At 69.5% G+C, this 25,207-nt stretch carries 17 protein-coding genes; 8 read left to right on the top strand and 9 right to left on the bottom strand.

Translation table 11 applies throughout. The annotated features are described in order from the left end of the window. Positions 1-62 precede the first annotated feature (62 nt). Positions 63-3,143: an excinuclease ABC subunit UvrA gene (gene uvrA / locus OVA21_RS05985; protein WP_096905566.1), complete on the bottom strand. Its 3,081-nt coding sequence runs from the start codon at positions 3,141-3,143 to the stop codon at positions 63-65. Positions 3,144-3,291: 148 nt separating this feature from the next. Between uvrA and OVA21_RS05980 the strand changes: the two genes are divergently transcribed. The 4 genes from OVA21_RS05980 (at position 3,292) to OVA21_RS05965 (ending at position 8,233) form a co-directional block, all read left to right on the top strand. Beyond that, positions 3,292-3,993 (top strand): MBL fold metallo-hydrolase, encoded by a 702-nt coding sequence (locus OVA21_RS05980; protein WP_096905567.1) that lies wholly within the window; start codon positions 3,292-3,294, stop codon positions 3,991-3,993. Positions 3,994-4,188: 195 nt separating this feature from the next. Beyond that, positions 4,189-5,256: a DoxX family protein gene (locus tag OVA21_RS05975; protein ID WP_096905568.1), complete on the top strand. Its 1,068-nt coding sequence runs from the start codon at positions 4,189-4,191 to the stop codon at positions 5,254-5,256. A gap of 167 nt (positions 5,257-5,423) precedes the next feature. After that, positions 5,424-7,817, top strand: coding sequence for a HelD family protein (locus OVA21_RS05970; protein WP_096905569.1), 2,394 nt, complete (start codon positions 5,424-5,426; stop codon positions 7,815-7,817). Beyond that, the gene (locus tag OVA21_RS05965; RefSeq protein WP_240341260.1) at positions 7,814-8,233 is read left to right on the top strand and encodes a DUF732 domain-containing protein; all 420 of its coding nucleotides are present in this window, start codon (positions 7,814-7,816) and stop codon (positions 8,231-8,233) included. Before OVA21_RS05970 ends, OVA21_RS05965 begins: the two co-directional genes overlap by 4 nt. Positions 8,234-8,272: 39 nt before the next feature. On the opposite strand, the gene OVA21_RS05960 is transcribed toward OVA21_RS05965, so the two are convergent. Then, a complete protein-coding gene (locus OVA21_RS05960) occupies positions 8,273-8,722 on the bottom strand; it encodes a universal stress protein (RefSeq protein WP_069390259.1) in 450 nt (149 codons plus the stop codon). 90 nt (positions 8,723-8,812) lie between these two features. Next, entirely contained in the window at positions 8,813-10,942 is a 2,130-nt protein-coding gene (gene uvrB / locus OVA21_RS05955; RefSeq protein WP_268092004.1) for an excinuclease ABC subunit UvrB, read from the bottom strand. Between the two features lie 183 nt (positions 10,943-11,125). Between uvrB and OVA21_RS05950 the strand changes: the two genes are divergently transcribed. Together OVA21_RS05950 and OVA21_RS05945 are read left to right on the top strand one after the other, a co-directional pair. Then, the gene (locus OVA21_RS05950; protein WP_442778947.1) at positions 11,126-12,493 is read left to right on the top strand and encodes a DUF4185 domain-containing protein; all 1,368 of its coding nucleotides are present in this window, start codon (positions 11,126-11,128) and stop codon (positions 12,491-12,493) included. Position 12,494: 1 nt separating this feature from the next. Further along, entirely contained in the window at positions 12,495-14,051 is a 1,557-nt protein-coding gene (locus OVA21_RS05945) for a DUF4185 domain-containing protein (protein WP_096905572.1), read from the top strand. A 43-nt stretch (positions 14,052-14,094) separates the two neighbouring features. On the opposite strand, the gene coaE is transcribed toward OVA21_RS05945, so the two are convergent. After that, complete coding sequence (coaE, locus tag OVA21_RS05940; RefSeq protein ID WP_096905573.1) at positions 14,095-15,183, bottom strand: dephospho-CoA kinase; 1,089 nt, start codon at positions 15,181-15,183, stop codon at positions 14,095-14,097. Positions 15,184-15,284: 101 nt separating this feature from the next. Here coaE and OVA21_RS05935 point away from each other — a divergent pair, with 101 nt between their 5' ends. Then, positions 15,285-16,838, top strand: coding sequence for a DUF4185 domain-containing protein (locus tag OVA21_RS05935; protein ID WP_143337688.1), 1,554 nt, complete (start codon positions 15,285-15,287; stop codon positions 16,836-16,838). A gap of 360 nt (positions 16,839-17,198) precedes the next feature. Here OVA21_RS05935 and rpsA read toward each other — a convergent pair whose 3' ends face one another. Further along, on the bottom strand, positions 17,199-18,674 hold the full coding sequence (rpsA, locus tag OVA21_RS05930) for a 30S ribosomal protein S1 (protein ID WP_067714021.1): 1,476 nt from the start codon (positions 18,672-18,674) through the stop codon (positions 17,199-17,201). A gap of 142 nt (positions 18,675-18,816) precedes the next feature. On the opposite strand from rpsA, the gene OVA21_RS05925 reads away from it, so the two are divergent. Next, complete coding sequence (locus OVA21_RS05925; RefSeq protein ID WP_256820512.1) at positions 18,817-19,572, top strand: class I SAM-dependent methyltransferase; 756 nt, start codon at positions 18,817-18,819, stop codon at positions 19,570-19,572. Positions 19,573-19,599: 27 nt separating this feature from the next. Here OVA21_RS05925 and OVA21_RS05920 read toward each other — a convergent pair whose 3' ends face one another. From OVA21_RS05920 to polA, 4 genes are all read right to left on the bottom strand, one after another. Beyond that, positions 19,600-20,361 carry an amino acid ABC transporter ATP-binding protein gene (locus tag OVA21_RS05920; protein WP_067714019.1) on the bottom strand — a complete coding sequence of 254 codons (762 nt, stop codon included), beginning with the start codon at positions 20,359-20,361 and terminating at the stop codon, positions 19,600-19,602. Beyond that, a complete protein-coding gene (locus tag OVA21_RS05915; protein ID WP_067714016.1) occupies positions 20,358-21,341 on the bottom strand; it encodes an amino acid ABC transporter permease in 984 nt (327 codons plus the stop codon). Before OVA21_RS05915 ends, OVA21_RS05920 begins: the two co-directional genes overlap by 4 nt. An 11-nt stretch (positions 21,342-21,352) precedes the next feature. Further along, complete coding sequence (locus OVA21_RS05910; RefSeq protein WP_096905576.1) at positions 21,353-22,255, bottom strand: ABC transporter substrate-binding protein; 903 nt, start codon at positions 22,253-22,255, stop codon at positions 21,353-21,355. 86 nt (positions 22,256-22,341) lie between these two features. Then, positions 22,342-25,128 (bottom strand): DNA polymerase I, encoded by a 2,787-nt coding sequence (gene polA / locus OVA21_RS05905; RefSeq protein WP_268092001.1) that lies wholly within the window; start codon positions 25,126-25,128, stop codon positions 22,342-22,344. Between the last annotated feature and the right edge of the window lie 79 nt (positions 25,129-25,207).

Below are 25,207 nucleotides of genomic sequence, written 5' to 3'. Positions count from 1 at the left end.
ACCGCGCCGCGCTGACCCGACGGGCCCCGGTCCGGGGCCATCCGTCCCGGACCGGGAAGCCGTCAGCGTAGGGCGCGCGCCTTACGTGCTGCCTTCGCAGCGGTCTTCTTGGCCGTCGCGGACGCCGCTGACCCCGCCTCGGCGGTCTTCTCGGCCTGCTTCTTCGAGGACTGGTTCGTCGTGGCGACAGCCTTCTTCTTCGGTGACTTCCTCGCCGACGCCTTCTTCCCCGTCGTCTGCTCGGTGACCTCGGTCGCAGTCGGGGCCTCGGCCTCCCCGTCGGCCACGCCGGGGAGCACTTCGGCAAGGAAACGGCCGGTGTGGCTCCCGGGTACGGTCGCCACCTGCTCCGGGGTGCCTTCAGCCACGACCGAGCCGCCCCCGGCACCGCCCTCGGGCCCCATGTCGATGACCCAGTCGGCGCTCTTGATCACGTCGAGGTTGTGCTCGATCACGATGACCGTGTTGCCCTTGTCCACCAACCCCTGGATGACCAACAGCAGTTTGGTGATGTCCTCGAAGTGCAGACCGGTGGTCGGCTCGTCGAGGATGTACACCGTCCGCCCGCTCGAGCGCTTCTGCAGTTCGGCGGCCAGTTTGACGCGCTGGGCCTCACCACCCGAGAGGGTCGGGGCGGGCTGACCCAACCGCACGTATCCGAGCCCCACCTCGGTGAGGGTCTGGAGGTAGCGATGGATCGAGGTGATCGGTTCGAAGAACTCGCTCGCCTCCTCGATGGGCATGTCCAGCACCTCGGCGATGGTCTTGCCCTTGTAGTGCACTTCTAGGGTCTCGCGGTTGTACCGCGCCCCGTGGCACACCTCGCACGGCACGTAGACGTCCGGCAGGAAGTTCATCTCGATCTTCAACGTCCCGTCACCCTGGCAGGCCTCGCAGCGCCCACCCTTGACATTGAACGAGAACCGGCCCTGCTTGTACCCGCGGACCTTGGCCTCGGTGGTGGCGGCGAAGAGGGTGCGGATCTTGTCGAACACGCCGGTGTAGGTGGCGGGGTTGGAGCGCGGGGTACGACCGATCGGCGACTGGTCCACCTGGACGAGCTTGTCGAACCCGTCCACGCCGTCGATCCGGGAGTGCCGGCCGGGCACCTGCCGGGCCCGGTTGAGCTGATTGGCCAGCGAGGTCGCGAGGATGTCGTTGACCAGAGTGGACTTGCCCGAGCCGGAGACGCCGGTGACCGCGCACAGCACGCCGCCGGGGAAGACCACGTCGACGTTCTTGAGGTTGTTCTCCCGGGCGCCCTTCACGTGCAGACGCTTGTCGGGGCTCGGAGCGCGCCGCTTGTCCGGGATGGCGATCTGACGACGCCCGGCGAGGTAGTCGCCGGTCAGCGATTCGGAGGCAGCCAGGAGCCCCTCGTAGTCGCCCGAGTGCACGACCCGGCCCCCGTGCTCACCGGCGAGCGGCCCGATGTCGACGATCCAGTCCGCCGAGCGGATGGTGTCCTCGTCGTGCTCCACCACCAGGAGCGTGTTGCCGAGGTCGCGCAGCCGGACGAGGGTGTCGATCAGTCGCCGGTTGTCCCGCTGGTGCAGGCCGATGGACGGCTCGTCCAGGACGTAGAGGACGCCCGCGAGGCCCGACCCGATCTGCGTGGCCAGGCGGATCCGCTGGGCCTCGCCGCCCGACAGGCTGCCGGCGACGCGGTCGAGCGACAGATAGTCCAGCCCCACGTCGAGCAGGAAGCCCATCCGTGCCTGGATCTCCTTGAGGACACGACCGGCGATCATTGCCTGGCGCGGGTCGAGTTCGAGCCCGTCCAGGAACGCAGCGCAGTCCTCCACGGACATACGGCTGATGTCGGCGATCGAGCGCTCCATGCCCCCGGGCCCGGCGAGGGTGACGGCGAGGATCTCCGGCTTGAGCCTGGTGCCGTCGCATCCCGGGCACGGGACCTCGCGCATGTAGCCCTGGTAGCGCTCCTTCTGCGATTCCGATTCGGTCTGGTCCAGGCGACGCTTGAGGAACGACATCACGCCCTCGAACTTCGCGTCGTAGGTCCGGACGCGGCCGAACCGATTGCGGTACTGTACCCGGACCTTGGTGGGGGCGCCCCCCATCACGGCCTTGCGCACCTTCGCGGGCAGGTCCTGCCACGGGGTGCGGAGGTCGAAGCCCATGTCCCCGGCCAGGCCGGTCAGCAACTGCTGGAAATAGTCGGCGCTCTGGCCACCCGACCATGGTGCGATCGCGCCGTCGGCGAGAGACCGCTCGGGGTCCGGGACGACCAGGTCCGGATCCACCTCCAGGTGGGAACCGAGACCGTCGCACACGGGGCAGGCCCCGTAGGGGTTGTTGAACGAGAACGCGCGGGGCTCCATGTCGTCCAGCGCGATCGGGTGCCCGTTCGGGCAGGCCATGTGCTCGGAGAACCTGCGGTGCCGGGCGGGATCGGAGTCGTCGAGGTCGACGTACTCGATCACGATCACGCCATCCGCCAGCCCCAGGGCGGTCTCCACGGAGTCGGTGAGCCGCTGCCGTGAGGACGGCTTCGCCGCCAGCCGGTCCACGACCACCTCGATGTCGTGCTTCTCCTGCTTCTTCAGGACGGGCGGCTCGGCGAGCGTGTGCAGCTCTCCGTCCACCCGCACGCGGCTGTAACCGTCGGCGGCGAGCTGGGCGAAGAGGTCGACGAACTCACCCTTGCGTGTCCGGACGACGGGGGCGAGCACCTGGAACCGTGCACCCTCCTCGCCCTCCAGGATCTGGTCGACGATCTGCTGTGGGGTCTGGCGGGAGATCACCTCCCCACAGGTGGGACAGTGCGGGACCCCGGCGCGGGCGTAGAGCAGGCGCAGATAGTCGTGCACCTCGGTGATGGTGCCGACGGTCGAGCGGGGATTGCGGTTGGTCGACTTCTGGTCGATCGACACGGCCGGGGACAGTCCCTCGATGAAGTCGACGTCCGGCTTGTCCATCTGCCCGAGGAACATCCTGGCGTAGGAGGACAGCGACTCGACGTAGCGGCGCTGGCCCTCGGCGAAGATGGTGTCGAACGCCAGCGAGGACTTGCCGGACCCTGACAGTCCGGTGAACACGATCAGCGAATCGCGGGGGACGTCGATGTCCACGCCCTTGAGGTTGTGCTCCCGTGCGCCGCGGACGACCAGACGGTCCACCATGGGTTCTCCTTCCGAGTCGGGAGGCCGCCACGTCTCCGTGGCGAAAGCCGCACCTGCCGCATGGCTGCCGTTCCCGCAGACGAAGGTACCAACGTAGTACGACACGCTTCCGGCCACCGACCGCGCCCGACGTCGGTAGCCTGCCGTTATGTCGAATCCCACCGAGTCACTACCCGACCGCATCACCCTCACCGAGGGCTACTCCGGCCGTACCGGAGGCCGACTGACCGGCGAGCGCTGGACCGTGGGCCCCGCCCGACTGACCAAGATCTCGGTCGGCGAGATGGACAACAACGTCTACGTGATCGAGTCGACCGCGACGGGCGACGTACTGCTCGTCGACGCCGCCAACGACGCGCCGCAGCTGATCTCCCATCTGAGGGACCGCGCACCCGGGGTCAAGGAGGTGCTCACCACGCACCTCCACGCCGATCACTGGATCGGTCTCGCCGAGACGGTCGCCGCCCTCGGCCTGACCACCATCGCCTCCCCCGGCGACGCCGGGGGCATCGACGTCCCCACCGACCGACATGTCGCGCACGGGGACGAGCTCGTGGTCGGCGACCTCCGGCTGGCGGTGATCGGCCTGCGGGGTCACACTCCGGACGGCATCGCACTCGTCCTGCGCACCGACGCGGGCACCCACCTGTTCTCCGGGGACTCCCTCTTCCCCGGCGGCCCCGGGAAGACCGGTTCGGAAGCCGACTTCGCCTCGCTGATGGACGACCTCGAGGCCCGGGTCTTCGACGTCCTCGATGACGACGTCGTGGTCCATCCCGGACACGGGGACGACACCACCATCGGTGCCGAGCGATCGCATCTGGGCGAGTGGCGGGAGCGCGGGTGGTGACCGCGACGGGGGTCCTGTCCCCGTCGCCCTGTGGGCCGACATCCAATCGTTATCAAACCGCCACCGTGTGCGATCGCCGCAGCACACTCCCCCGGTGACGGTCCGTCGACGGGTAGCCCCGGATCGCGACCGGAGGCGCCCTCACCGGGTTCGGACTAGGTTCGACCATGCACTCCCACCTATCCAGGAGGAACGATGATCCGACGACTCGCACGACCCATGCTCGCCACGGTGTTCGTCATCGACGGCGTTGAGACGCTTCGCAATCCGCAGGCCCATGTCGCCGACGCGGCGCCGCTCGTCGACAAGGCCACCCCGCTGATGGAGAAGGGCGAGCAGGCGGTGAACGACACGGTCTCCGCATCGGTGCCGCCCGTCCCCAAGGACACCGAGACGCTCGTCAAGGCGCTCGCCGGGGTCAAGATCGGCGCGGGCGTCCTGTTCGCGCTGGGCAAGGCCCCCCGCCTGTCGGCGCTCGCGCTCACCGCCGCCCACGTGCCCTCGACCGTCAGCCGCCACGCGTTCTGGATGGAGTCCGACAAGGACGCCCGCAGTCGCAAGACCACCGGTCTGGCGACCGACGTGGCGCTCCTAGGCGGGCTCATCCTCGCCTCGGTCGACACCGCCGGACAGCCCGGGGTGGCCTGGCGCGCCCGGAAGGCCGGCGACAAGATGGCCGCGAAGCTGCCCGGGGCGAAGGCCGAGTCCGCGGCCGCCGGTGCGGCGCTCGCCGGTGTCGCACACACCGTGGCCGATCAGGCGCGTGGCGCGGCGGACGCCGTGCGCGACAAGGCTCCCGAGGTGGCCGACACCGTGCGGGCGAAGGCCCCGGAGGTCGCCGATCAGGTGCGTGACCAGGCGTCCGGCTTCGCTGGGGTCGTGCGTGACACCGCGCCGGTGGTCGCCGCTCGCGTGCGGGATCGCGCGGCCACCGCCCGGGAGCAGGCCGCCCCGATCGCCGCGCAGGTCCGCGAGCAGGCGGGCGCCGCGGCCCACGCAGCGGCCGACGAGGCCCGGCCCTACACCGCGCAGGTCCGCGACCAGGCCGGTGTCGCCACCCGACTCGCCGCGGTCCGGGCCGAGGAGGCCCGCAAGGCCGCGCAGGCCAAGAAGAAGGACGCCCGCAAGAAGGCGACCCGCGCCGGCAAGGACGCCAGGAAGAAGTCCGCCCGGTTCGAGAAGGAGGCGGGCAAGAAGGCCTCCGAGGCCAAGAAGATGACGGACGAGGTCCGCGCGAAGGCCGCCGACGTCATCCGTCCCTGACGACCGGGGCGGGCCACCGCCCCCGGACTACCGCCGGCGGCCACACCGCCTCCCGACGACCCCGCCCCCACCCGGGCGGGGTCGTCGTCGTCTGAGCACCCGTCGCGGTTCCCGGTAGCCTGGTCATCCTGCCCGAACCGACCACGCAGACCCCGGAAGGAGCGCCCGTGACGGGACACGACGCCGTCGACGAGGAACAACGTCACCTCGGCCGCCTCCTCGACCGCCTCGAGGAGTTGCGGGCGGACACGCGTGCGCGCCTGGACGCCGTCCTGCGCGGGTCGGGCGGCACCCCGCAGGCGCGGTCGGAACGGGAGTCGTTCGCCCGGCTCTACACCTCCGAGCTCGCGGCGTTCAGCGCCGCCAACTTGGGCCTGTACTTCGGCCGGTTGGACATGGGGGACGGCGAGGTACGTCGGATCGGGCGCGTGGGTCTCCGCGACGACGACGACGACCTCACGACGCTGCTCCTCGACTGGCGCGCCGACCACAGCCGGCCCTTCTACCTGGCGACGACCGCCCGGCCGGAGGGCGCTCACCGGCGCCGCCACCTGCGGACGATCGGTCGCCGGGTGATCGGGATCCACGACGAGTACCTCACGGCCCCGCAAGACGGTGAGGTCCCCGAGGACCACGACGACGTGGTGGGCGAGTCCGCCCTGCTCGAGGCGCTGGACACCGCCCGTTCCGCCCACATGACGGACATCGTGGCCACCATCCAGCGGGAGCAGGACGAGATCATCCGCAACCCGCACTCCGGCGTCCTGGTGGTCCAGGGCGGCCCGGGTACCGGAAAGACCGCCGTGGCGCTGCACCGCGCCGCCTACCTCCTCTACACGCACCGGCAGCGGTTGGACCGCAGCGGTGTGCTCATCGTCGGACCCAATGCGCGGTTCCTCGACTACATCGCGCGCGTGCTGCCGTCCCTCGGCGAGTCGGGGGTGGTCCTGCGGACGCTCGCCGATCTCTATCCGGGCGTCCGGGCGACCGGACCGGAGACACTGCGCGGCGAGGAGGTCAAGGGCTCCGGCGAGATGGTGGGAATCCTCAAGGCCGCGGTGCGGGCCCGCCAGCTCGCCCCGGAGGCCGACGTCGTGGTGCGGGTCGAGGGACACGATCTGACACTGACCCCGGCGACGGTGCGGGCGGCGAGAGGGCGCGGACGGATGACCCGGCGACCCCACAACCAGTCCCGCGACGCGTTCGCGACGCGGATCATCGACGCCCTCACCGAGCAGTACGTCTCCGCACTCACCGACCCGGTCGGGCGGGCGGAGGACGAGGCATGGTCACCGGACGGCGACGGTGTCGGCGACCTCGGCGACGCCGCCCGCCCCCTGTTGGACGCGGATGACCGCGCGGAACTCCGCCGGGAGGTCGAGGCCTCCCGCGAGGTCGCCGAGGCGATCGACGGGTGGTGGCCGGTGCTACGGCCCGAGCAACTCCTCGCCGACCTGCTGTCGAGCCGCGACCGGATCGCCGAGGCGGCGGGTGACTACGTCGCGGAGGACCAGGATGCGCTCTTCCGGGAAAACGGCGCCGCGTTCTCGGTGGCGGATGTACCGCTGCTGGACGAGCTCGCCGAACTCCTCGGCGAGGACCCGACCGCCGATGGCAGTGAGGCGGACCGCGCGTGGGCGGAGCAGGTCCGACAGGCGGAGGAGGCTCTCGAGATCCTCACGGGTTCGGCCGTGCAGGACATCGAGGACGACCTCGATCCGGAGGTGCTCATGGCCTACGACGTCGTCGACGCCGAGTCCCTGGCCCGCCGTCACAGCGAGGACTCCGATCTCACCGTGGGCGACCGGGCCGGCGCGGACCGGACGTGGGCGTTCGGGCACGTGATCGTCGACGAGGCGCAGGAGCTGTCCACCATGGCGTGGCGGGTGCTCATGCGCCGCTCCCCCAACCGGTGGATGACCCTCGTCGGTGACGTCGCCCAGACCTCGAGCCCGGCGGGCATCGACTCGTGGGCCGATGCCCTGTCGCCGTATGTGGACGACCGGTGGGTGCTGTCCGAGCTGACCGTGAACTACCGCACCCCGGAGACGATCTCCGCCGTGGCGGAGCTGCTGCTCGCCGAGATCGACCCGGCCGCGTCGTCGCCGCGGACGGTGCGCGCGGGGCGACGGCCGGTCGCGTGGCTCGAGCCGGACGGTCGGTCGGTGGCGCAGGCGGTCGCCGAGGAGGTCGCGGCGGTGCCGTCGGAGCGGGCGGTGGCGGTGCTGCTGCCCGATCCCGGCGGCGACGAGGACTCCCGAGGAGACGACGACGAGCTCGGCGGTGTCGGCTATCCCGCGGTCCACGAGGCTGCCGAACTGGCCCGGCCGGGCACATCGGTGTTGCCGCTGGCGTTGGCCAAGGGGCTGGAGTTCGACGTGGTCGTGGTGGTGGACCCCGAACGCGTCCTGGCGCGCTCGCCCCAGGGGATGCAGGACCTGTACGTCGGCGCCACCCGGGCGACACAGGAACTCATCCTGGTCCAGCCCGGCGGCTTCGGCCCGCTACTCTCGGGTATACGGGACCGTCTCGATGACAGCGCACAGGAGCCCACCGCATGACCCACACCCGATCCCGCGTGCTGGCGGCCTCGGCCCTCATCGCGGTCGCGGCGGCCGGCGGGTGCGGCACCCGGGCGGAGGCCCCGGTCGACAGCGTGTCCGCCGTCGCGGAGCCCCGACCCGTGACCTCCGCACAGACCGCGGCCCGGGACAGGCCCGACCCGCGCACCGACGACGAGCAGGAGTTCCTCGCAGAACTGTCCGGATTCGGCCTCCCCACCGAGATGACCGCCGTCACCACCATCGAGGTGGGCGCCGGCATCTGCGGGGGGATCGCCGACGGCGCGGACGACGAGACGATCCTCGAACGAATCCGCCCGCTCACCAGCGCGATCGCGGCGCAGGACCCGGACCTCGACACCGCCGAGGTGGGTCGGGCGATCGTCGATGCGAGCCGGACCCACCTCTGCCACTGACCCCGGCGGCCGGGTGGGGCGCCGGGTTCGGCGCGCGGTCTAGGTGGTGTGGACGATGAGCACGTCGCAGGTCGCGCGTCGTGCGGCGTCGGCGGGTACGGACCCGAGCAGCCGGCCCGTCAGGGAGTTGAGTCCCTTGTTGCCCACCACGAGGAGGTCGGCCCCCACGTCGTCGGCCAGCTTGATGAGCGATTCGACGGGCGCCCCCTTCACGGTGCGCGCCTCGATCTTGGTCGCTCCGGCCTTCTGGGCCCGGTCCCTGGCGCCGCGGACGATGTCCTCGGCAGGATTGTCCCCGCGGATCTGGTAGGCGTCGTCACCGAGCTGATCCGCAGCCTGGCTGACCGAACGCGGATCGGCGGGCACGTAGGCGCAGGCGATCACGAGGTCCGCCGAGGCGTCGGCGGCCAGCTGCGCGGCGCGATCGACGGCGCGGTAGGACGACTCGGAACCGTCGGTTCCCACCACCACTCTGGTGTAGGCGCTCATTTGCTTCCTCTCCTCGGGAACACGTTTCACCCAGAGTAGTCCGAACACGCCGCCGACGGGCGGGGTAAACGCGGGAAAAAGCGGCCCGGGTCAGTCGATCCCGGCCTCACGCATGCCCTTGAGTTCCTTGCGCAGTTCGGCGATCTCGTCCCGGAGCCTCCCCGCGAGCTCGAATCTCAGGTCGGTGGCCGCGGACATCATCTGCTCGGTCATCTCCTCGATGAGCTTCTCCAGCTCCTTGCGGGGTCGCGCCGACCCGTCGGCCGCCCGGGCGCCCACGAGCTCCGGTCGGTCCTGGGGATCCGCGTCGTCCCCGCGTTCCTCTCCGACCCGGTCGAGGATGTCGGCGATCTTCCTGCGGAGCGGCTGCGGGTCGATGCCGTGCTCGGTGTTGTACGCGACCTGCTTCTCACGCCTGCGATCGGTCTCGTCGATGGCCTGCCGCATGGCCTCGGTGACCGAGTCCGCGTACATGTGGACCTCACCGGAGACGTTGCGGGCCGCACGGCCGATTGTCTGGATGAGCGAGGTGGCCGAGCGGAGGAAACCCTGCTTGTCGGCGTCCAGGATCGCCACGAGCGAGACCTCCGGCAGGTCCAGTCCCTCCCGGAGCAGGTTGATGCCGACCAGGACGTCGTACTCCCCGCGCCGGAGATCTCGGAGTAGTTCCACCCGCTGGAGGGTGTCGATCTCCGAGTGGAGGTACCGAACCCGTATCGCCAACTCGAGCAGGTAGTCCGTGAGGTCCTCCGACATCTTCTTGGTCAGCGTGGTCACCAACACCCGCTCGTCGCGTTCGGCGCGCTGACGGATCTCCCCGGTCAGGTCGTCGATCTGCCCCTTGGTGGGCTTGACCACGATCTTCGGGTCGACGAGCCCGGTCGGCCGGATGACCTGTTCGACGAACTCCCCACCGGCGCGCCCCATCTCGTAGGGGCCGGGCGTGGCGGAGAGGTAGACGGTCTGACCCACCCGGCCGGAGAACTCCTCCCAGGTCAGGGGACGGTTGTCCAGGGCGGACGGCAGGCGGAACCCGAAGTCGACGAGATTGCGTTTGCGGGAGGCGTCGCCCTCGTACATGGCGCCGATCTGCGGCACGGTCACGTGGGACTCGTCGATCACCGTGAGGAAGTCCTCGGGGAAGTAGTCGATGAGCGTGGCCGGCGAACTGCCCGCCGGCCGACCGTCGATGTGCCGCGAGTAGTTCTCGATACCGGAGCAGAAGCCCACCTGCTGCATCATCTCGATGTCGTAGGACGTCCTCATGCGCAGCCGCTGCGCCTCGAGCAGTTTGCCCTGGTTCTCCAGCTCCGCCAGGCGCTCCTCCAGCTCGGCCTCGATGGAGGCGATCGCCTTGGCCATCCTCTCGGGACCGGCGACGTAGTGGGTGGCCGGGAAGATCCGCACCTCGTCGACCCTGCGCACGACGTCACCGGTCAGCGGGTGGATGTAGTACAGCGCGTCGATCTCGTCCCCGAAGAACTCGATGCGAACGGCGAGTTCCTCGTAGGTGGGGATGATGTCGACGGTGTCGCCCTTCGCCCGGAACGTGCCCCGGGTCATGGACACGTCGTTGCGCTCGTACTGGACATCCACGAGCAGCCGGAGCAACTGGTCGCGGTCGACCTCCTGCCCGACGGCCAGCGCCACCGACCTGTCGAGGTAGGACTGGGGTGTGCCGAGACCGTAGATGCACGAGACCGAACTGACGACGACGACGTCGCGCCTGGACAACAGGGACGACGTCGCGGAGTGCCGGAGCCTCTCCACGTCGTCGTTGATGGACGAGTCCTTCTCGATGAAGGTGTCCGTCTGGGCGATATACGCCTCCGGTTGGTAGTAGTCGTAGTAGGAGACGAAGTACTCGACCGCGTTGTTGGGCAGCATCTCGCGCAACTCGTTGGCCAGCTGCGCGGCGAGCGTCTTGTTGGGCGCCATCACCAGGGTCGGCCGCTGCACCTTCTCGATGAGCCAGGCGGTGGTCGCCGACTTGCCGGTGCCGGTCGCACCGAGCAGTACGACGTCGCGCTCCCCGCGTGCGAGGCGTTCGGTCAGTTCCGCGATCGCCGTGGGCTGGTCGCCCGACGGGGTGAACTCACTGACGACCTCGAAGCGGGTCGCACTACGTTCGACATCGCCGATCGGTCGGAACTCCGAGTACGAGAGCACTGTCGGGTCGGCGGGGACCCCGTCGTCGGGGATCTCTGTCGCGAAAGCCATACCACCAGCGTACGAGCAGCCGTTCACCCCCGCCCACCGGTGTCGCCGCAGCGGATGTCAGGGGTGCCAACTACCGTAGCTGTGAGCAACCCCTCACCGTCCCTGTCATGTCGTCTGGAGAACCCCGTGGCCCTCAGCCCACTTCGTCGTCGTACCGCCCGCCCCCACGGCGTACGTCGGCCGATCACGGCGGTCACCGCCGCCTCTCTCGCGGCGGGAGCCCTCACCCTCCTCGCACCGGTCGCCACGGCCGCACCGTGTGACCCGTGGCCCCCGGCCGGCGGCACCGCGGGCGGGTCGGGGTCCCTCTCGGGGTCTCTGGGGGCGCCCACGTCCGCGCCTGCCACCCCGTGGGCCGACGGCGGGAACGGGTACATCCCGGTCCTCCGGGGCCGGACCACCACGGTCGAGTTGCTGACGGGACCCACCAGCCCCAACGACACGGTCGACAGATTCGGCATCTCCGGCACCGACCTGGGAATCCTCTGGGACAACGGCGACGCCTCGGATCCGCAGATGATGATGGCCCTCGGGGACACGATGGGCGACTGTGACGAGCCCGGTGACCAGTGGCGCAGCAACATCCTGTTCCGATCCGGCGATCGCACTCTGGCCGACGGGATGCGCATCACCGACGCGCCGATGGAGCGGCCCGGGATGGCGAAGTCGATCCTCCCCCGCACCGGCCACCCCGACGAGACCACGGTGATCCCCACCGCCGGCGTCGAGGTGGGCGGCACCCAGTACCTGCGGTACATGTCCGTCGAACGGTGGGGTTCGCCCGGTGAGTGGACCACCAACTACTCCGCTCTCGCCCGGTCGACGGACAACGGCGAGAACTGGGTCCCCGTACGCGATACCGCCCGGCGGGGTACCGCACCGATGCCTCTCCCGGTCGACCTGGGCCCGGAGTCCACCACCCACACCGCCGGGCAGATGAGCGCGTTCCTCAAGCACGACGGGTACGTCTACGAGTACCTCACACCCTCCGGTCGGAGCGGGTCCGCACGGCTCGCGCGGGTCCCCGAGAACCGGATCGAGGAGATGGCGGCCTACCGCTTCTGGGACGGCGGCGACTGGGTCGTCGATCACCGCGACGCCGTCCCGGTGCTCGGCGCTCCGACGGTCAACTCGGCCGTGAGCGAGTTGTCGGTGTCCTGGAGTGCGCACCTGGGTCGCTTCATCGCGTTGTACAACAACAGCGCGAACAACATCGTCATGGCCCAGTCCGCCACCCCTTGGGGCCCGTGGTCGGGTGAAGACATCCTGCTCTCGTACCAGCACGTCCCGACCCTCTACGGCGCCTTCGTCCACCCGTGGAGCCCCGCCGTGGAGACCCGCGGCGAGGACCTGTACTTCACCATGTCCACCTGGGACGCCTACAACGTCTTCCTCATGAGGACCGACCTCACCCAGATCCCGCCGCGGACCCTTCCCGACGCCCGGTCGCGGATGCGGACGACCGACGACAGCTGGACCCGCAACACCCCGGACCCGGCGGACACCGGCGAGACCGTCCTGGTCGAGCGTCGGCCCATCCCGGAGGCGTGACATGACCCGACCTCTCCCCCGCCGCCTGAGCTCGGTCGTCGTCGCGTCGATCACGGCCGCCGCGTCGGTCGTGACCCTCGGCACGGTCGGAGCCGGAACCGCCGCTGCCGGCCCGTGCAGCGAGATGTTCGGCAACTTCGGTTCCCTGCTGGAGAACCGGACCGGGGCCGGTATGGGCACCGGTTCCCTCGGTTCGCTCGGGTCCTCCGGTGGCTCCGGGTCGCTGGGCTCCGCCTCCCGCGCGCTGGGCTCCGCCGACCGTTCGGGATCGCTGGTCCAGCAGTTGGAGACCGGCTCCCTGGGCAACGGTTTATCCGGCTCGCTCGATCCGATGATCGGGTCGGTCTACGGGATGCCCCCGTGGATCACCGGAGAGGAGGGCACGGTACCCGTCCTGCGTGGACCCACCCGGTTCGAACAGCTCGTCACCGGGCCCACGAGTCCCGGCGATTCCGTCAACCGGTTCGGCGTGGCCGGAACGGACCTGGGCATCATGTGGGACAACGGTGATCCCGCCCACCCACAGGTCCTGATGGCGTTCGGCGACACCATGGGCGACTGCACGGTGCCCGGCAACCAGTGGCGTTCCAACGTCCTGTTCCGCTCCGCCGACACCGATCTGACCGACGGCATCACCATCGATTCCGCCGCCATGGGGACCGATGGTCTCGCCAAGTCGCTGGTCCCGCGATCCGGGCTGCCCGGTGAGGTCACGATCATCCCGACCTCGGGCATCTCCGTCGACGGTGTCCAGTACCTGCGGTTCATGTCCGTGGCCCACTGGGGCCAACCCGGATCGTGGACCACCAACTACTCGGGGATGGCGTACTCGACGGACAACGGCGAGAACTGGGCCGTCGTCCCCTCTCTGGCCCGCCCCATCACCGACACGGTCCCCCTCGGCGCCGGAGCCCCGGCCGTGGATCCTGCGTGGCGCGGCTCCCAGATGAGCTCGTACCTCAAGACGGACACGCACCTGTACGAGTACCTCACCCCCTCCGGGCGACAGGGCGGGGCGGTCGTCGCACGCGTTCCGCTCGCCGGTTCCCCGACCGCGGACGAGCTCGACGGATCCGCCAACCCGCCCGCCGCGGGCGTCCTCGACCCCGAGGCGTACGAGTACTGGAACGGCTCGGCATGGGTGTCCGATGTCGGCGCCGCCGAGCGGGTCCTGCCCGCCCCGGCGAGCGAGATCTCGACCATGTACAACGAGTACCTCGGGAAGTACACCGCGATGTACTCGCAGGGGTACGACTCGGTGGTCCTCCGCACCGCCGACCGCCCCGAGGGGCCGTGGAGTTCCGCCACCACGCTGGTGGACTACTCGGTGCTGCCCGGCGTCTACGGTGCGTTCATGCACCCGTGGGCGCAGGGCGAGGACCTCTACTACCTCGTCACCACCTGGAACGCCTACAACGTCTTCCTCGTGCGCACCCGGCTGTCGGAGGTGTTCCCCGACCCGAACCTGCGCCGGGCCAGCTCTCAGCCGGCGCCGACCGAGGTCGTGCGGCAGGTGCCGGTCTCCGAGTTGGTCGACGGGGTGGTCCCGACCGAGTGAGACCCGGCCGGGGGCGGGGCTGCGGACCCGCCCCCGGTCGGCGCTACCGCCCCCGCAGCACGGCCTCGCTCAGGGTGCGCTCCCACTGACGCGTCTCCTCGCGGTCCGCGCGACGCAGGATCTCCGCGTACTCGGCCCGTGCGTCGGGGTCCGCGCCGATCACCTCGGCCATGAGTAGCGAGAACTCGTGCTCGGGGTCGTCCTCTGCCAGGATCGACACCTCCAGCGGCCTGGCGGGGTCGCACCAGTGCAGCAACGGCCGTTCGCTCGACCGATCACGCACGTATCCCGCCTCGGTGAGCGTGCGCAGGGCGACCTCGACCGCTGCCGCGTCCCGCACCGTCACCTGCAGATCGATGACGTCGGGCGCGTCCAGTCCCTCGACCGCGGTCGGACCGACGTGGTCGATCCGGGTGGCGATCTTCCCCACCACGTGACGCAGGCGCCCGCACGCCCGCTCCGCCTCGCCTGCCCACTCGGGCCGGAACGGGACGACGGTGCGGTCGCCCACCACGGGGGTCCCGGTGCGCAGGTTGTGCTCGAACGGGCGGAGGCGGACCTCGACCAGGGCGCTGGTGAGGTCCACGGCGGTCTGCCGGTCCCCGGAGTTGTCGATCACCACGTCCGCGGCGGCCCGGCGGGCCTCATCGGTGGCCTGCCTCGACATGCGGGCGCGGGCGTCGTCCTCCGGCATCCCCCGGAACTCCACCAACCGCTGCAACCGGATCTCCTCCGGGGTGTCGACGACGATCACCAGGTGGTAGCCGGGTGTCATCCCGCCCTCCACGAGGAGCGGCATGTCGTGCACGACGATCGCGTCCTCCGGCGCCGAGCCGAACAGCTCGGCGGTCCGCTCCCCGATCAGCGGATGGGTGATGGCGTTGAGGGCCGCGGTCCGCTCCGCGTCGACGAAGGCGCGGGCGGCGAGGGCGGCGCGGTCGAGTGCACCGTCCGGCCCCAGGATGTCCTCGCCGAATTCGGCGACGAGCATCGCCAACCCGGGGGAACCCGGTTCGACGACCTCGCGGGCGATGAGGTCCGCGTCCACGATCACCGCCCCCGCCTCCGCGAGCACCGCCGTCACCGTCGACTTGCCGGCACCGATCCCACCGGTCAGACCCACCATCAGCATGACGTGGAGTCTAGGTGACCGAAAGGCGTGCCGGTCCGAGCGACGTAGGTAAGGTCTCACGTGTGAACCGGATTAACTCTGTGCCACGTCTGCTCTCTGCGTTGCCTCTCGTTGTAGCACTGGCGATCACGGTGGCTCCCGCCCACGCAGCCGCCCAGTCCGCAGACTCCACGGGTTCCACCAGTTTCACCGGTTCCTCCGGGTCGACCGGATCGACCGGGTCCTCGGGCTCGACAGGCTCACTGCTCGGCGAGAGCGGTCCGTGCAACAGCTTCTTCGGGAACATCCCCCCGGGTTCCCTCGGCCCCTTCCCCGTCACCGGATCGCTCGCGAACGCGACCAACTCGGTGCTCGACGCCACCGCATCCTCGGTTCGCCGATTCCCCCGATGGGTCACCGGGGCCGACGGCACCATCCCGGTCCTCAAGGGCGCCACGTCCGTACGCCAGCTGGTTACCGGGCCGACCAGCCCCGCGAAGACCGACGAGCTGTACGACATTCACGGCACAGACCTCGGGATCACCTTCACCCACGATGGCGAGACCATGGCCCTGTTCGGCGACACCTTCGGAGACTGCACTCCCACAGACAACCAGTGGCGCTCCAACGTCATGCTCGCCACCGCCGGCGGGAGCCCCGAGAACGGGATGGACGTCCTCAGGGCGGTCCCCTCCGATCCACAAGGGAAGGCCACGGCACTCGTCCAGGGTGCGCACCAGTCCAACGGGGCCGGCGAGGTCACCGTCATCCCGACCGCCGCGATCAGCACCGGTGATGACATGTACATGCGGGTCATGTCCGTGCGGGACTGGAACGCGCCTGGCGGCTGGAACACCAACTACTCCGCACTGGTGAAGTCCACGGACGACGGCGAATCGTGGACGGTGCTCACCGAGACGATGCGGCGCGTCACGGATTTCACCGGATGGAACCCGACAGTTCAGTTCGAACCCGCTCCGGACAGCGAGACCCTGCCGCCGGTGGACGGAGACCGCTGGTACGGGGCGCAGATGAGTGCGTTTCTCCTCGACGCTGGTCATCTCTATGAGTACGTGACCCCGTCCGGTCGTCAGGGTCCTGCGATGCTCACTCGGGTTCCGATCGGGCAGATCGAGGACCCCGCCGCGTACGAGTGGTACGCGGGTCCAGGCGCGGGCTGGACCGACGAGCCGACCGGGTACGACGTCATCCCGGCACGCGTCGAGGAACTCTCGGTACAGTACAACGAGCACCTGGACAAGTACATCGCCGTGACGCCCTCGCCGACGGGCGTCGTCTCCATGCGGGTGTCGGAGAGCCCCTGGGGACCGTGGTCCGAGCCCCAGACCATCGTCGATCGAAGCATGTTCCCGAACGGCTACGCCCCGATGATCCATCCCTTCACCACGGACAACGACAGCCGGTACCTGTACTACACGCTCTCCACCTGGGACGCGTACAACGTCTTCCTACTTCGCACCGATCTCGACGAGTTCGACTTCGCCGCTCCGGACGCGGACCCCCGGACCACCGTGGAGTCCCGTGTCACGGTCAGTACTGCGGCGGAGTCCGGAGCCATCGACGACCGCGGTGTGATCGACGAGGAGCGCCTCGAGGAGATCGCGGAGGTCGAGCCCGCCGTCGCCGAGCCGATCGTCGAACCGCCCGGTCGTTGACCGATCGCTGCGCGCCACTCCCGCGTGTCGGGCACACCCCCGCCGACGCCCGTGAGTCCTCGGGGATGCGAGGCAGGGTGGTCACCGCCCCGATCTCACCCGCTCCGACATCCACCGCGATGACCCCGGGAGCGGGACGGTCGGTGCGGGCGGCCTCCTCGCCCCCCCGGCATGACGCGCCACCAGCCAAGCCCGGGAGCTCGCATCGCCAAGGGTGCTCACCCGTCCGGCGCGCAAGGCAGCACTTCCGCACTGCGCACGTCACAGACCGGCCACCGCCACCGGAGCGCACCGGGGATAGACGGACCGGCCCCGCACCGGATACCGGTGCGGGGCCGCTCTCAGATGCCTACTGTGCGATCACTCGCCTCCGGCGAGCTTCGCGCGCAGGGCGGCCAGCTGCTCGTCCGAGGCCAGCGAACCGCCGGTGGACTCGGCCGGAGCGGCCTCCGCCGCAGCCGGACGCGACGACGGGGTGGACTCCGACGAGTAGTTGGTCGGGGCGGCCTCGGCGGCCTCCGCAGCAGCGGCCCGACCCTTCTCGATCTGGGCCGTGTGCATCTTGTGGCGACGCTCGGCCTCCGCGTAGCGGTTCTCCCACTCCTCGCGCTGCTTCTCGAAGCCCTCGAGCCACTCGTTGGTCTCGGGATCGAAGCCCTCGGGGAAGATGTAGTTTCCGGCCTCGTCGTAGCTGTCGGCCATGCCGTACTTCGACGGGTCGAACTCCTCAGCATAGTCCTCGTCCGCCTGCTTGAGCGAGAGCGAGATACGACGACGGTCGAGGTCGATGTCGATGACCTTGACCATGGCGTCGTCGTTGACCGTGACGACCTGGTCCGGGACCTCGACGTGGCGCTCGGCCAGCTCCGAGATGTGGACCAGGCCCTCGATGCCCTCGTCGACACGCACGAAGGCGCCGAACGGCACGAGCTTGGTGACCTTACCCGGGACGATCTGACCGATCGCGTGGGTCCGGGCGAAGTGCCGCCACGGATCCTCCTGCGTGGCCTTGAGCGACAGCGAGACGCGCTCGCGGTCCAGGTCGACGTCGAGGACCTCGACGGTGACCTCCTGGCCCACCTCGACGACCTCGGACGGGTGATCGATGTGCTTCCAGGACAGCTCGGAGACGTGGACGAGACCGTCGACCCCGCCGAGGTCCACGAAGGCACCGAAGTTGACGATCGAGGACACGACGCCCTTGCGGACCTGGCCCTTCTGCAGCTGGTGCAGGAACTCGGAGCGCACGGCCGACTGGGTCTGCTCGAGCCATGCACGGCGCGAGAGCACCACGTTGTTGCGGTTCTTGTCCAGCTCGATGATCTTGGCCTCGAGCTCCTGACCCACGTAGGGCAGGAGGTCGCGGACCCGGCGCATCTCCACCAGCGAGGCGGGGAGGAAGCCACGGAGACCGATGTCGAGGATGAGGCCACCCTTGACGACCTCGATGACGGTGCCCTTGACGGCCTCGTCCTTCTCCTTGAGCTCCTCGATCGTGCCCCAGGCGCGCTCGTACTGTGCGCGCTTCTTGGACAGGATCAGACGGCCGTCCTTGTCCTCTTTGGTCAGGACCAGGGCCTCGACCTCATCGCCCACCTCGACGACCTCACCCGGGTCGACATCGTGCTTGATGGAGAGCTCGCGCGAGGGGATGACGCCCTCGGTCTTGTAGCCGATGTCGAGCAGGACCTCGTCACGATCGACCTTGACGATCGTGCCCTCGACGATGTCACCATCGTTGAAGTACTTGATCGTGGCGTCGATGGCGGCGAGGAAGTCCTCAGCGGAGCCGATGTCGTTGACGGCTACCTGCGGGGACGTGGTGTTGGTGGTCATATGGTGGGGTGCTCCGGAGTGGATAGGAATCGTAGCGGACGGGAAGAAAGCGAGCGCGTACGCACGCGACCGTCAACTGTACGCTTCACACGTGACGTCCACAAACCCCCCAGGACATGGAGAGTCGGTCCGAGCCTCACGGATGTGGTGGGACTCGGAGGCGACGGATTACCACCATCACCACGGCGACTTCCTCGGCGCCCACTCCGCCGACGGCGAGTTCGTCTGGTGCCCCGAGGGCCTGCACGAAGGTGACTGGCACCTGCTCGGTGACGTGGAGGGCCGCGACGTGCTCGAGATCGGGTCGGGGTCGGCTCCGTGCTCCCGGTGGATCGCCGGCCGGGGCGCCCGTGCCGTGGCCGTGGACCTCTCGGCCGGGATGCTCCGTGTGGGGGCCGAGGCTGCGAGCCGGGCGACGGGCCCGGCGGCGACCGTACCCCTCATCCAGGCCGACGCCGGCCGGCTGCCGTTCGCGGACGGCAGTTTCGATGTCGCGTTCTCGGCGTTCGGAGCCATCCCGTTCGTGGCGGACTCCGCGGGCGTGATGGCGGAGGCGGCGCGCGTCCTGCGACCGGGCGGCCGGTTCGTCTTCTCGGTCAACCACCCCATGCGGTGGATCTTCCGCGACGATCCGGGCCCGGAGGGTCTGTTGGCCGTGTTCCCCTACTTCGACCGCTCGCCGTACACCGAGTACGACGACGACGGCCAGCTGACCTATGTCGAGCACCACAGGACGGTGGGCGACCGGATCCGCGAACTGGTCGCCGCCGGGTTCGTGGTGCAGGACCTCATCGAGCCGGAGTGGCCGGAGTGGCTGGACCGGGAGTGGGGGCAGTGGAGCCCGCTGCGTGGCGGGATCTTCCCCGGCACGGCGATCTTCGTGGCCACGCTCTCCTGACCCACCCTCGCCGGACCCGCCCCGGCGTCACAGGATCTTGGACAGGAAGTCCTTGGTCCGTTGATGTGACGGCGAGGTGAGAACGTCCGCGGGTGTGCCGGACTCCACCACGACCCCGTCGTCCATGAACGCCACCGTGTCGGCGACCTCCCGGGCGAACCCCATCTCGTGGGTGACCACGACCATAGTCATCCCCGCGTCCGCGAGATCGCGCATCACGCCGAGGACCTCCCCGACCAGCTCGGGGTCGAGGGCCGAGGTCGGCTCGTCGAACAGCATCAGCTTGGGGTCCATGGCCAGGGCCCGGGCGATCGCCACGCGCTGCTGCTGCCCGCCGGACAGCTGGGCCGGGTAGGCATCGGCCTTGGCGGCGAGACCCACCTTCGCGAGCAGGTCGCGGGCCCGCTCGGTGGCCTCCCCACGCGACTGGCCCTTGACCAACATCGGCGCCTCGATGACGTTCTCGAGGGCGGTGCGGTGGAGGAACAGGTTGAAGTGCTGGAACACCATGCCGATGTCCCGTCGCTGGCGGGCGGCCTGCTTCGGGGAGATCTCGAAGAGCTTGTCACCCTTCTCCCGGTAGCCCACCAGCTCGCCGTCGACGTAGAGCCTGCCGGCGTCGACCCGCTCCAGGTGGTTGATACACCGGAGGAAGGTGGACTTGCCCGATCCGGAGGGCCCCACCAGGCACAGCACCTCACCGGCGGCGACCTCGAGGTCGATGCCCTTGAGGACGCGCAGCGACCCGAAGTTCTTGCAGACCTGCTCGGCCCTGACCATCGTCGTCATGCCATCCCTCCCGACTGATCGGTGCCCTTGACCGCGGCGAGGGCGGACGGGGTGAGCCCGTCCGCATCGGCGAGTGCGCGCAGTTGCCGGCCGGTGAGCTTCCGGGTGGCGCCGCGGGAGAAGCGCTTCTCGAGGTAGTGCTGACCCACCATGAGCACGCTGGTGATGACCAGGTACCAGGTGGCGGCGACCAGAAGGAGCGGGATGGGCTGGAAGTTGACGCCCGAGATGTCGCGCGCCTGCCCGTAGAGCTCACCGGAGAACGGGATCGCCACGACGAGTGAGGTGGTCTTGAGCATCGAGATGAACTCGTTGCCCGTCGGCGGGATGATGACCCGCATCGCCTGCGGCAGGATGGTCCGCCGCATCGTCTGGCCCCACGTCATCCCCAGTGCGGTCGAGGCCTCGGCCTGCCCCTCGGGAACCGACGAGATGCCCGCGCGGACGATCTCCGCCATGTACGCGGCCTCGTTCATGGCCAGGCCCACCACGGCCAGCCAGAACGCCGAGTACAGGACCATCGTGTCGTCGAACCGGACGAACTGAAGGTCGGTGAACGGGATCCCGAACTGGACCTGGCGGTACAGGGTGAAGATCAGGCCCCAGAACAGCAGCTGCACGTAGATCGGCGTTCCGCGGAAGATCCACAGGTACACCCAGGCGACTGCTTTGAGCACGGGGTTGCTGCTCATCCGCATCACCGAGAGGATGACGCCGAGGACCACGGCGAGGATCATCGACAGCAGCGTCAGCGCGATCGTGTAGAACACGGCCATGCCGAACCTGGTGTCGAACAGGTAGCGGGCGTAGGTGTCCCACCCGTAGGCCGGGTTGGTCGCCGCGCCCCAGATGAACAGGAACACCAGGACCAGTACGACGGTCGCCGACACCCAACGCCACGGGTGCCGGAGAGGCACCGCCCGGATCGGTTCCGGGGCCTCCGCCGCGGGGGCGTCCGCCCCCTTCTGCGCGGTACTCACCTACCGGTCACTCAGCCCTTCCGGATCTCGGCGTCATCGATGAGCCCGGCCTCGAGGCCCCAGTTCTGGGCGATCGTCTCGAAGTCGCCGGTCTCGATGAGCTTGTCGGCGGCAGCCTCGAGGGCGGCGGCGAGTTCCGAGTCCTTGCGGACGGGCCAGCCGTAGGGGGCGGAGTCGAACACGTCGCCGACGAGCTGCATCTTGCCCTCGGACTGCTTGACCGCGTAGGCGGAGATGGGCGAGTCGGCGGACATCGCGTCGACCTTCCCGAGCGCCACGGCGGTCGAGGCCTCGTCCTGGGAATCGAATTGGACCTTCTCGATCGCGGGCTTCCCGGCCGCGACGCAGGCCTCGCTGCGGGCGGGCACGTCCTCCTGGTCGGAGACCGTGGTCCGCTGGACGGCGACGTTCAGGCCGCAGGCGTCATCGGGGTCGACGTCGTTGCCGGCGGCGGCTGCCCACTGGATGCCGGCTTCGAAGTAGGTGACGAAGTCGACGGTCTGGAGCCGCTCGTCGTTGACCGTGAACGACGAGGCTCCCATGTCCATGGTGCCGCCCTCGATCGCCGGGATGATCTTCTCGAAGTCGGACTCGCGGAACTCCGCGCGAAGCCCCATCAGCTGTGCGGCGGCGGTCATCACGTCGATGTCGAAGCCGACGATCTCGCCGCTCTCGTTCTTGAACTCGTTGGGCGCGTACGGCGGATTGGTGCCGATCACGATGACGCCCTTGTCCCGGATCTCGGCCGGGACGAGCGCGGCGATCTTCTCGTCGGTCTCGAGAGACACCTCGTCACGAGGCTCCCCGGAGTTCTGCGGCCCCTCGGTGTTGGTGGTGCAACCGGTCAGCGCGAGGGCCGCGGTGGCGGTCAGGACCATGGCGGCGCGCAGTCCGCGCCGGGAGGTGAGCGTCATGGGGTGCCCTTTCAGGCGTCGTGGAGCCGAATCTGAAATGAACTTAGGGTACAGGTCGGCTGCCCCCCGGGAGGTCAACGGGACGCTCAGTGCGCCGCCGAGTCCCAGTCCGGACCGGTTCCGGTCGAGACGTCCAGCGGGACGTCGAGCTCGATGGCCGAGTACATGCGGTCCACGACCAGGTCCCGGACCTCGTCGAGTTCGCCCTCCGCCACCTCGAGCACGAGTTCGTCGTGGACCTGGAGCAGAAGGCGGCTCTTCAGCCGCCGTTCGGTGAGGTCCGCGTCGACCTTGAGCATGGCCGCCTTGATGATGTCGGCGGCCGTGCCCTGGATGGGTGCGTTGAGCGCGGCACGCTCGGCGTTCTCCCGCTTGAGCCGGTTGTCCGAGTTGAGCTCGGGCAGGTAGCGACGCCGCCCGAACAGTGTCTCCGTGTAGCCGTCACGGCGGGCCTGTTCGACCACTGCGCGCAGGTAGTCGCGCACACCGCCGAAGCGGGAGAAGTAGGCCTCCATCTGATCCTTGGCCTCACCCTGGCTAATCCCGAGCTGGGCGGCGAGGCCGAACGCGCTGAGCCCGTAGGCCAGTCCGTAGCTCATGGCCTTGACCCGGCGACGGAGCTCCGGGGTGACCTCGTCGATCGGCACGCCGAACGCGCGCGAGCCCACGAACGAGTGCAGGTCCTCCCCTGTCCGGAACGCCTCGATGAGCCCGGCGTCGCCGGACAGGTGTGCCATCACCCGCATCTCGATCTGGCTGTAGTCGGCGGTGAGAAGACAGTCGTAGCCCTCACCCACGACGAACGACTCGCGGATGCGTCGACCGTCCTCGGTGCGCACGGGGATGTTCTGCAGATTGGGGTCCGTCGAGGAAAGCCGGCCGGTCGCGGCCACGGTCTGGTTGAACGTGGTGTGGATACGCCCGTCGTCACCGATGGTCTTGATGAGCCCCTCGACCGTGGTCCGCATCTTGGTGGTCTCGCGGTGCAGCAGTAGTGCCTCGAGGAACGCCCGTCCCGGGGTGTCGCCCGTCTCCTTGGTGAGCAGTTCCTCCAGCGCCTTGGCATCTGTGGTGTACCCGGTCTTGGTCTTCTTGGTCTTGGGCATGCCGAGGGTCTCGAACAGCACGACCTGCAACTGCTTCGGCGAGCCGAGGTTGATCTGTTCGCCGCCGATCGCGGCGTAGGCGGCGTCGGCCGCCTGCCGCCCGCGGTCGGCGAAGTCGTCCCGTAACCCGTCCAGGGCGTTGCCGTCCACCGCGATCCCGATAGATTCCATCCGCGCCAGCACCGGCACGAGCGGCAGTTCCATCTCCGCCATCAGGCGCGCCCCGTGCACCTGCTCCAGTTCCACGTCCAGCCGCTCTGCGAGATCGACCACCGCGCGGGCGCGGGTCGCGGCGGCGTCGGCGTTCTTCTGCTCAGTCTCGGCGTCATCGACATCGTCGAGCAGGGACAGTTGCTTGTCCCCCGCCTCCGCCTCGGGCAGTTCGCGCTGCAGGTGACGTTGGAACAGCTCCGCCAGTCCGTAGCTGCGTTGTCCGGGTCGCACCAGGTAGGCGGCCAGGGCCACGTCCATGGTCACCCCGCCCAACCGGAGCCCGCGTCCCGTCAGTGCGTGCGTGGCGGCCTTGGCGTCGTGGACCGCCTTGAATACCGCGTCGTCGGCCAGCCAGGCGCGCAGCGCCTGCTCGTCGTCCGGCCCGATGGCCGCGAGATCGAGGTGTCCGGAGGCCCCGCCTGCGGCGGCGATGGTGATGGTCTGTGCGTCGCCCGCCCCGGGCCGGGAGGGTCCGACGACGACGAGGCCGTGCCGCTGCCCGGCCGGCGCATGGGCGGCGAGCCAGTCGGAGACCTCGCCGGCGTGCAGCACCGCGGCCTGCTCGAGCTCCACCTCGGCGGCGGGCTGGGGGGCGCCCTCCAGCAGGAAGGCGGAGAGGAAGCGGTCGCGCGCCTGGGGGCCGAATTCCAACCGGTCGAACAGTGCGTTGACGTCGGCACGCTCCGGGGTCGCGCGGACGAGGTCCCTGATCTCGACGCCCAGGTCCAGGTCACGCGTGAGCTCGGTGATCCGCCGGTTGAGCTGCACCTGGGGCAGGTGCTCGCGGAAGCTCTCACCGACCTTGCCCTTGACCTCGTCCGCGTGCGCGATGAGCTCCGAGAGGGTGCCGTACTGCGTGATCCACTTGGCTGCGGTCTTGTCGCCGACCTTGGGCACGCCCGGGAGGTTGTCGGAGGTGTCACCGCGCAGCGCCGCGACATCCGGGTACTGGGCCGGGGTCACCCCGTACTTCGCCTCGACGGCGCTGGGTGTGAAGCGGGCGAGCTCGGATACCCCCTTGACCGGATAGAGGACGGTGACCTCGTCGGACACCAACTGCAGAGCGTCGCGGTCCCCGGTGCAGATCAGCGTCTCGGCGCCGCCCGAGTGGGTGGCGAGGGTGGCGATGATGTCGTCGGCCTCGTGGCCCTCCAGAGACAGCGTCCGCACCCCCAACGCCACCAGCGCCTCCTGGATGAGTTCGACCTGCCCCTTGAACTCCTCGGGCGCGGCCGACCGGGTGGACTTGTACTCGGGGTACTCCGCCGTGCGGTGCAGCGTCGCACGGGAGACGTCGAATGCCACGGCCAGGTGCGTGGGCTCCTCCTCGGTCACCAGGTTGGCGACCATCGACAGGAATCCGTACACGGCGTTCGTGTGCTGGCCGGACGCCGTGGAGAAGTTCTCGGCCGGCAGCGCGTAAAACGCACGGAACGCGAGTGAGTGCCCGTCCAGGAGCAGCAGTCGGGTGGGCCCCTCCCCCGCTGGGGCGCCGGAGGAGGCGCCCGAACCGGGGGCGGTGTTGGCTTCTGCGGTCTGACTCGTGGTGCTCACACGGCCACTCTAGGGCGGGCGTCGGACAGACGCTCATCGGTCGTCGGTTAGACTTCCGGACCAGCGGTTCACCGCGTTC

The sequence above is a fragment of the Dietzia sp. SL131 genome, from assembly GCF_026672565.1.
Classification (GTDB): Bacteria; Actinomycetota; Actinomycetes; order Mycobacteriales; family Mycobacteriaceae; genus Dietzia; species Dietzia kunjamensis.
Note: the sequence above shows the minus strand (reverse complement) of the source record. Positions and strands in the feature narration are given on the sequence as shown.